Source organism: Paenibacillus sp. HGF5 (assembly GCF_000204455.1).
GTDB lineage: Bacteria > Bacillota > Bacilli > Paenibacillales > Paenibacillaceae > Paenibacillus_AQ > Paenibacillus_AQ lautus_A.
In genome coordinates, this window is the sequence record NZ_AEXS01000152.1 from 74431 (window position 1) to 81165 (window position 6735).

6 protein-coding genes and 1 pseudogene are annotated in these 6735 nt (G+C 50.6%); all 7 read right to left on the bottom strand.

Going from position 1 to position 6735, the window contains the following annotated elements:
- Positions 1-19: 19 nt before the first annotated feature.
- Entirely contained in the window at positions 20-1021 is a 1002-nt protein-coding gene (locus tag HMPREF9412_RS24785; protein ID WP_009594543.1) for a LacI family DNA-binding transcriptional regulator, read from the bottom strand.
- A 40-nt stretch (positions 1022-1061) separates the two neighbouring features.
- Positions 1062-1880 carry a carbohydrate ABC transporter permease gene (locus HMPREF9412_RS24790; RefSeq protein ID WP_009594477.1) on the bottom strand — a complete coding sequence of 273 codons (819 nt, stop codon included), beginning with the start codon at positions 1878-1880 and terminating at the stop codon, positions 1062-1064.
- Positions 1881-1925: 45 nt separating this feature from the next.
- Complete coding sequence (locus tag HMPREF9412_RS24795; RefSeq protein ID WP_009594508.1) at positions 1926-2831, bottom strand: carbohydrate ABC transporter permease; 906 nt, start codon at positions 2829-2831, stop codon at positions 1926-1928.
- Between the two features lie 102 nt (positions 2832-2933).
- Entirely contained in the window at positions 2934-4181 is a 1248-nt protein-coding gene (locus HMPREF9412_RS24800; protein WP_009594526.1) for a sugar ABC transporter substrate-binding protein, read from the bottom strand.
- A 447-nt stretch (positions 4182-4628) separates the two neighbouring features.
- Positions 4629-5882, bottom strand: coding sequence for an MFS transporter (locus tag HMPREF9412_RS24805; protein ID WP_009594512.1), 1254 nt, complete (start codon positions 5880-5882; stop codon positions 4629-4631).
- A 397-nt stretch (positions 5883-6279) separates the two neighbouring features.
- Positions 6280-6423: pseudogene (locus HMPREF9412_RS33730) on the bottom strand (sensor histidine kinase); the annotation flags it as partial.
- Between the two features lie 79 nt (positions 6424-6502).
- A partial coding sequence (locus tag HMPREF9412_RS24810; protein ID WP_009594505.1) for a molybdopterin dinucleotide binding domain-containing protein occupies positions 6503-6735 on the bottom strand: 233 nt, incomplete at its 5' end.

Below are 6735 nucleotides of genomic sequence, written 5' to 3' on the forward strand. Positions count from 1 at the left end.
TCATCTCCGATCCGGTACATTAACTTTCTACTTTGCTCTTCCCTGCAGATGCACGCTCCATCATTTCCGTTGTCAGCATGTACGACTGCTTTACGGATTCGCCGCCCAATATCTGAAACAGCAGATGGGCTGCAAGCGATCCCGCTTCGCTCTTGGGCTGTCTGATGGTCGTCAGCGGCGGATTCACGTATTCGGCTAATTGGATATCGTCGAATCCGATGACGGACACATCATCCGGCACCGAAATTCCGCTTTCCTCGAATGCCTTCAGCCCTCCGATGGCCATCTCGTCGTTGCCGTAAAATACGGCCGTAGGGAGCGACCCCTGCATAATCATCATCTTGGTGGCGTTGTAACCACCCTCGCGTACGAAGTTGCCGCTGAGGCGCCACTTCGACTGTTCTTCCAGCCCCGCCTCCGCTAGTGCCCTTAAATACCCTTGATAACGCAAATGATTATCGTACGAGTCCGACGACCCGCTAATATAGGCTACGTGCCGATGTCCGTTCTCCAGCAGGTAACGAGTAGCCGTGTATCCTCCCTGCTCCCCGTCGACCAGCACATTGACCAGGAATTCGCTGCATAACGGCCGATCCATCACGACGATCGGAAATTGAGGCCCGGAGGTCTCGATCAGAACTTCATCGCGAATATTGGGCGCGAGAATAATGGCGCCGTCGGCCCTCTTCTCCCGCAAAAATTTAACCGCCGTCGAATCCCTGCCGCCCATCGAGCTGCAGGCTATCAGATCATACCCGTTGGTCAAAGCAACTTCCTGTACGCTTCGGATCAACTCGGAATAATAGGGCCCGGATAAATCCGTCAGAATTAGAGCGATTGTCTTGGTGCGGCTCCGCTTCAAATCCATGGCAAATCCGTTCTTCCGATAATTCAGCTGTCTTGCTGCCTCGAGCACCTTTGATCTTGTCTTGGAACTCACTCTGCTGTCGCCGCTTAACGCGTATGAAGCCGTCGACAAGGCGACTCCAGCGAGCTTTGCCACATCTTTTATCGTTGCCATTTCCTTTCGCCCCTTCTAATACTTAAAAACTCTATCTATCTTATTTCATGCCAGAGATCGTATATCCTTCAATAATATGTTTTTGGAAGAAAGAAAATACGATGATGATCGGAACAACCATAAATGCAGCGCCTGCCATTTGCAGACCGAAATCGGATCCGTGCTGCCCTTTGAGAAGCTGCAAACCTACCGAAAGCGTGTAAAGCTTCTGGTCGTTAGCCATGATGAGAGGCCACAGGAAGCTGTTCCAAGCGCCGATGAAGGCCAAAATTCCCTGCACCGCAAATACCGGCTTCGTGATCGGAACGATCAAACGGAAGAAAATCCGCAGCTCTCCCGCGCCATCCAGCCTTGATGCCTCGATCAGATCCGTCGGGATCGTCGACATGAACTGACGGAACAGGAAAATACCGAAAGCGCCGACCAAGCCGGGGAGCACGATGCCCGCCATCGTATTGGTCAAGCCCATGGCGTTAATCAGCAGATACACCGGAATCATGGTCACCTGTCCCGGAATCATCATCGTGGCGAGCACGAGATAGAACAATTTTTTGTTGCCCGGAAACTCAAACTTGGCGAATGCATATCCTGCAAGCGCGTTGAGGAATAGACCCACAAATGACCAGAACACAATAATAAGCGTATTTTTAAGGTAGACCATAAAGTCCAGCTTCGTAAATAAGTCCACATAATTTTTCATGGTAAATTCTTTGGGCAATAACGTCGGCGGAACCGCCGTAAATTCATTCTCCGGCTTGAACGAGGACGTGATCATCCAGATAAACGGAATCATCATCAGCAGTCCCCCTGCAATGAGCAGCACCGTCATGACCGTCTTTTCTATTCTTTTCGCTGCCATACCCTAAAGCCTCCTTCAGTTACGATACGGAACATCGCTTGCATCTTAATACTCGACATCTTTTTTCTTGACTGCGAATTGCGCGATCGTCACAACAATGATAATGAAGAAGAGCACAAACGATCCTGCGGCCGCATAACCGAAATTACTGAGCTGGAAGCCATTGTTGTATATGAAGAGGGCCATCGACATCGTGGAATTCAGCGGTCCGCCCTTGGTCATCACCAGCGGCTCTTCGAAGAACTGAATCCAGCCGATCAGCGTCGTAATGGTGACAAAGAAGGTCGCAAAGCTGAGCAGCGGAACGGTGATGTACAAAAGCTTCTTCCACTTGCTCGCGCCATCGATCTCCGCCGCTTCATAATAGGAACGCGGAATGCCCTGGAGGGCGGCAAGGAATATAATCATGTTAAGACCGATCGATTTCCATACAGCCAGAAGGATCAGCGATAACTTGGCAAGCGTGGGATCATTCAGCCACTGCTGCGCGGGAATACCAAACCAGGATAACATATGGTTAAAGAGGCCATAATGGCTGTTATAGAGGTAACCCCATACAACCGCGACCGCCACAATATTCGTAATCGAAGGCATGTAATAAACAACGCGGAATGTCTTGAACAGCCATCCCGTGCCATAGTTAAGCAGCAATGCAGCGCCCATGGCCAGCATAACGACAAGCGGAACTCCGATAATAACATAGAACATGGTGTTAAACATGGATTTCAGGAAAACCGGATCTTTAAATACATTCATGAAGTTATCGAAGCCGACGGCTTCAATATTGGAGTAATTGGCGAGACCCGCCAGGTCGATGTTCGTGAAGCTGATGACAAGCGCAATGATGATCGGAATGATTGAGAACGTCAGAAGCAGCACCAGCGCTGGAGCAATAAACATATAAGGGTACTTATAGCGGTTAAAGCGCTTGATAAAGTTCTGCAATGTCATTCACCTCCTGCAAAAATGGGTTTCGATGATACGCTATGGAAGCAGTCAGGCTTGTTTCATCATCGTCTGAAGAAACAAGCCGGGCTGCGTTACACGCTTTTGTTATTTGGATAGAATTTCGGTAGCCTTCGCGTTCAACTGATCCATTTCGGTCTTGATGTCCGCACCGCCCACCGTGATTCTTTCAAAGGCACCGATGGCTTCTTGGGAAACCGCATCCCACTCTTTGATGAACGGAACAGGTCTGGCGTTCTCAAGCTGTTTTCCGAATGTAGCGAAGATCGGATCTTCAAAGCGTTTGTCTTCCCATGCGCTCTTAATGGCAGGCAAGTTTTTGGATACATCGTAGTTGGTCAGCTGCGATTCTTGTTCACTCATGAAGGAGATGAATTTAACGGCTTCATCTGCATTTTTGGTGCTGCTGAATACGGACATGTTAGCTCCGCCAAGGAACGATGCGTTGTTTTCTTTTGCAGGAAGGGTTGTGGTTGCCCATTTACCCTCAATCTCAGGCGCTTTATCCTTCACGCCTTGAATCATCCAAGGACCGCTGATGAACATCGGGAACTGTCCGTCCTTAAATGCGGCAAACAGATCCAAATCGCTCGCAAGCGGCGTCATGCCTGTGTCGTAGAAGCTCTTCAGGTATTCCATGGCTCCCATGAATTCCGGCTCGTTGAAATGAGGCTTGCGGTTCTCGTCGATCATAGCGCTTCCATTCTGCCAAGCAAACATGGACAGGTAGTTCATGTCTTTGGCATCGATGGTGATTGCGTAATTGCCATTACCTCTGGCTGCCAGTTTCTGGCCGGCATCCTTCATCTCATCCCAAGTCTTAGGACCTTCAGGATAGCCTACTTCAGCAAGAATATCGGTGCGGTAGAACAATACGCGTGTTTCCACGTACCACGGAATGCCGACAACCTTGTCGTCGTAACTCATCGTTTGAACGGCACCGTCGAAATAATTTTCCGGCTTCAAATTCGGATATTGCTCAAGGTACGGCGTCAGGTCAAGCAAAGCGCCGGCTTGCGCGAATTCAGGAATCCAGGTTGTACCCATCTGCACGACGTCCGGGCCGCTCTTCGAAGCAACCGCCGTCAACAGCTTGTCATGCGCGCTTCCCCAAGGAATGGATTGAACGCTTACCTTCACGCCGGGATTCTTCTCTTCGTATTGCTTAATCAAAGTTTCGTCCGTTTCGTCACCCATCAACCAGACTTTCAGTTCCTTCTTGCCGCCGCCTTCGCTGCCTCCGTCTGCTTTCTCAGACCCGCCCGAGCATCCGGCTAATACGACCGAGAACACCAGCAATGCTGCCAACGTCCACAATATTGATTTTTTTCTCATTCTACATTCACCCCGTTTTTAATGTTTACCAGCATGCAAAACGTAATGCAAAACTTAAATTGAAAGCACTTACTTCGAAACGTTTCGATTTTATTCGAAAAAATAAAGACGCCGGATAAAGGTTATTTCTATAATCCTAATGTCTCTTCATTCCCCATATGGAGCACATTTCCATGGTTATCCTTAGGATATTCATGCTCTTGTGTAAAAAAAATAAGAAGATCGCTTGCCTGATAACTTCAAAAAACGCATTTTGTTTTGAAACGTTTCGACACGTTCATTATAGCTCCCCCTGAGAGCGATTTCAATATCCTTTTTATTTTTTTTGCAAGGCGTTTCTTTGACAAGGGCTGTAAGCTATGAACCGCACGCAAAAAAGCAGCAGGCTCCGAAGCATGCCTGCTGCTTAAATATGGTTCTGCCGTGATCCGTCACTTTATTAGTGCGCTAAGCGTTAAGATGTCGTTCCTTCTTGTCATGACTGTCATGGCCCAGCCCCCTGTCCCTGCTAAGCCGGGCATGCATCGCAAACGACAGGAATGACAATACGGCAACTCCTGCGGCCAACCACGCCACCGGGGTCAGTCCGCCGCCGTCATACATCGTTCCCATGGCATAAGGCCCGATCACCCGGCCAGCGGCTCCCATGCCGCCGGTCACGCCGATATAGAACGGAGCGGCTTGTCCCGCACGTTCCGAAATAAAAGCCGGGATCGCTGGCGAAATCAGCATTTCGCCCAATGTCGCCAGCACCATCGCAAGGATCATGCCCGGATAGCTGTGCATCGCCACGATCACGACATAAGCCGCCAGATAGAACAAAGCGCTCGCGGTCATCTGACTGCTCTCCGTGCGGGCCGCCCATCGCTTGATGGCATTGGTCAGCGGCTGAGCGGCGAAGATCAGGATCCCGTTCAGCGTCCACAAATAACCGTAAGCCGTCTTGGACATCCCCTCCGAGATGATAAACGGAGACACGCCCGTGTTCCAGATGGAATTGCCGAACCATAGGAACAGCGAGCCCAGTCCCATAAAGAGATAGATGCGGGTGTTCCCAAGCAGTGCCCATGCGCCGGGCCCCGCCGGAAGCGGACTCTTGGGCTTCGGATGATGCGACCCGGGGGACGCGTCCGTTCCGCCCAGCTTCGTCAGGTAAGACAGGAAGAAAATCGCAAAGCCGAAGGACGTGACGCCGTTTAAGACAAAGCTTAAATGATACGATATCTCCGCCAGGAACCCGCTCATGGCCGTTCCCAAGGCTACGCCGATATTATTGGCAACATAGATGACGTTAAACAATTCGCCCCGCCGATCGGCAAACCGGAAGCCGATAAAGGCCTGGATGGCCGGCATCGATACGGCGTTGCAGAATCCGATGAAGCCCATCATCGCGATGAACAAGCCCCATAATCCGTTAATGAACGGAAGGGTGAACAATCCGAGGGCATTCAGCAGGAGCGAGCCCACGATCAGCCTCTTCACCCCGACTCGGTGATATAACGCGCCGCCAAGGAGCTGACCCGCGATGCCCCCCATGGACTGAATCAAGATGACAAAGCCCGCATCCTGCATGCTGCGTCCCAGCTCGTCGAATACGTACATCGTTGTCAGCGGCCACATCAAGGAGCCGCCCGCGGAGGCAACGAGACTTGCAACAAGAAAACCTTTTACTTCCTTAGGGTACTGCTCTAACCATTTCATGTTTATTATCTCCCAGCAGCCTCGCAGCAGTATATTTACGTTTATAACCTAAAATAGCCCCACAAAGTGGAGCCTATGCTCCGATGCTTATTCCAAATACTTTGCGGGGCCCCCAAAAAACTTTATAAATTCTAATATGTTAAAAAAAAGCCCACATGGGCTTTTATAAAATTCTTCTTAAAGGAAAGAGGCAAGGGCCTCCTATTTTGATACTCCATAAGCCTGTATGAATGCACAATGCTTGTCATGTCTTATCGCCCAAATCCTAGTATCGCTTGAGAGATCCATTTTTAGCAAGCACACTCATTGACGCTTTACCTTAACAGCGAACAGGACGCGAACACGCGAACAACGGATCTTTTTGGGTCTGAGTAACGCCTTGGTCCTGATCCACTCTCTATCCTGATACTCTCCTATCGGAGTTTGAATTTCTCGCTCTTGCAGGTATGCGTATTTGAACCGAGGTCCCGACTCCGACTTTGCTGAAGATGGACACGCCGTACTCGCTCCCGTAATGCAGCTTCACCCGCTGGTCAATGCTTAAAAGAAGCCCCGTGAAGGGGCTTCTTCTGCGTTAACTGTCCTTGGGCCATCCGTCTGCCAAGGATGGGTCTATCGCTTTACTGCTTCCGCTTCACCTCGACTACCGTCGAGAAGAAGGTAGCCCCTCCGCCCATGTCGGACAGCCTGTCCGGCGTAAGGGCGTTGGCGCGCTGCTTGCGGCCCTCGCCTTCCCACCACAGGCCTTGGCTGACTACGGTGCCCGGCAGCATTTTATCCGTCACCTTCGCCCGGACTTCATAGGTTCCGCGGTCATTATATACGATGACCATCTCGCCGTCCTGGAGCCCGC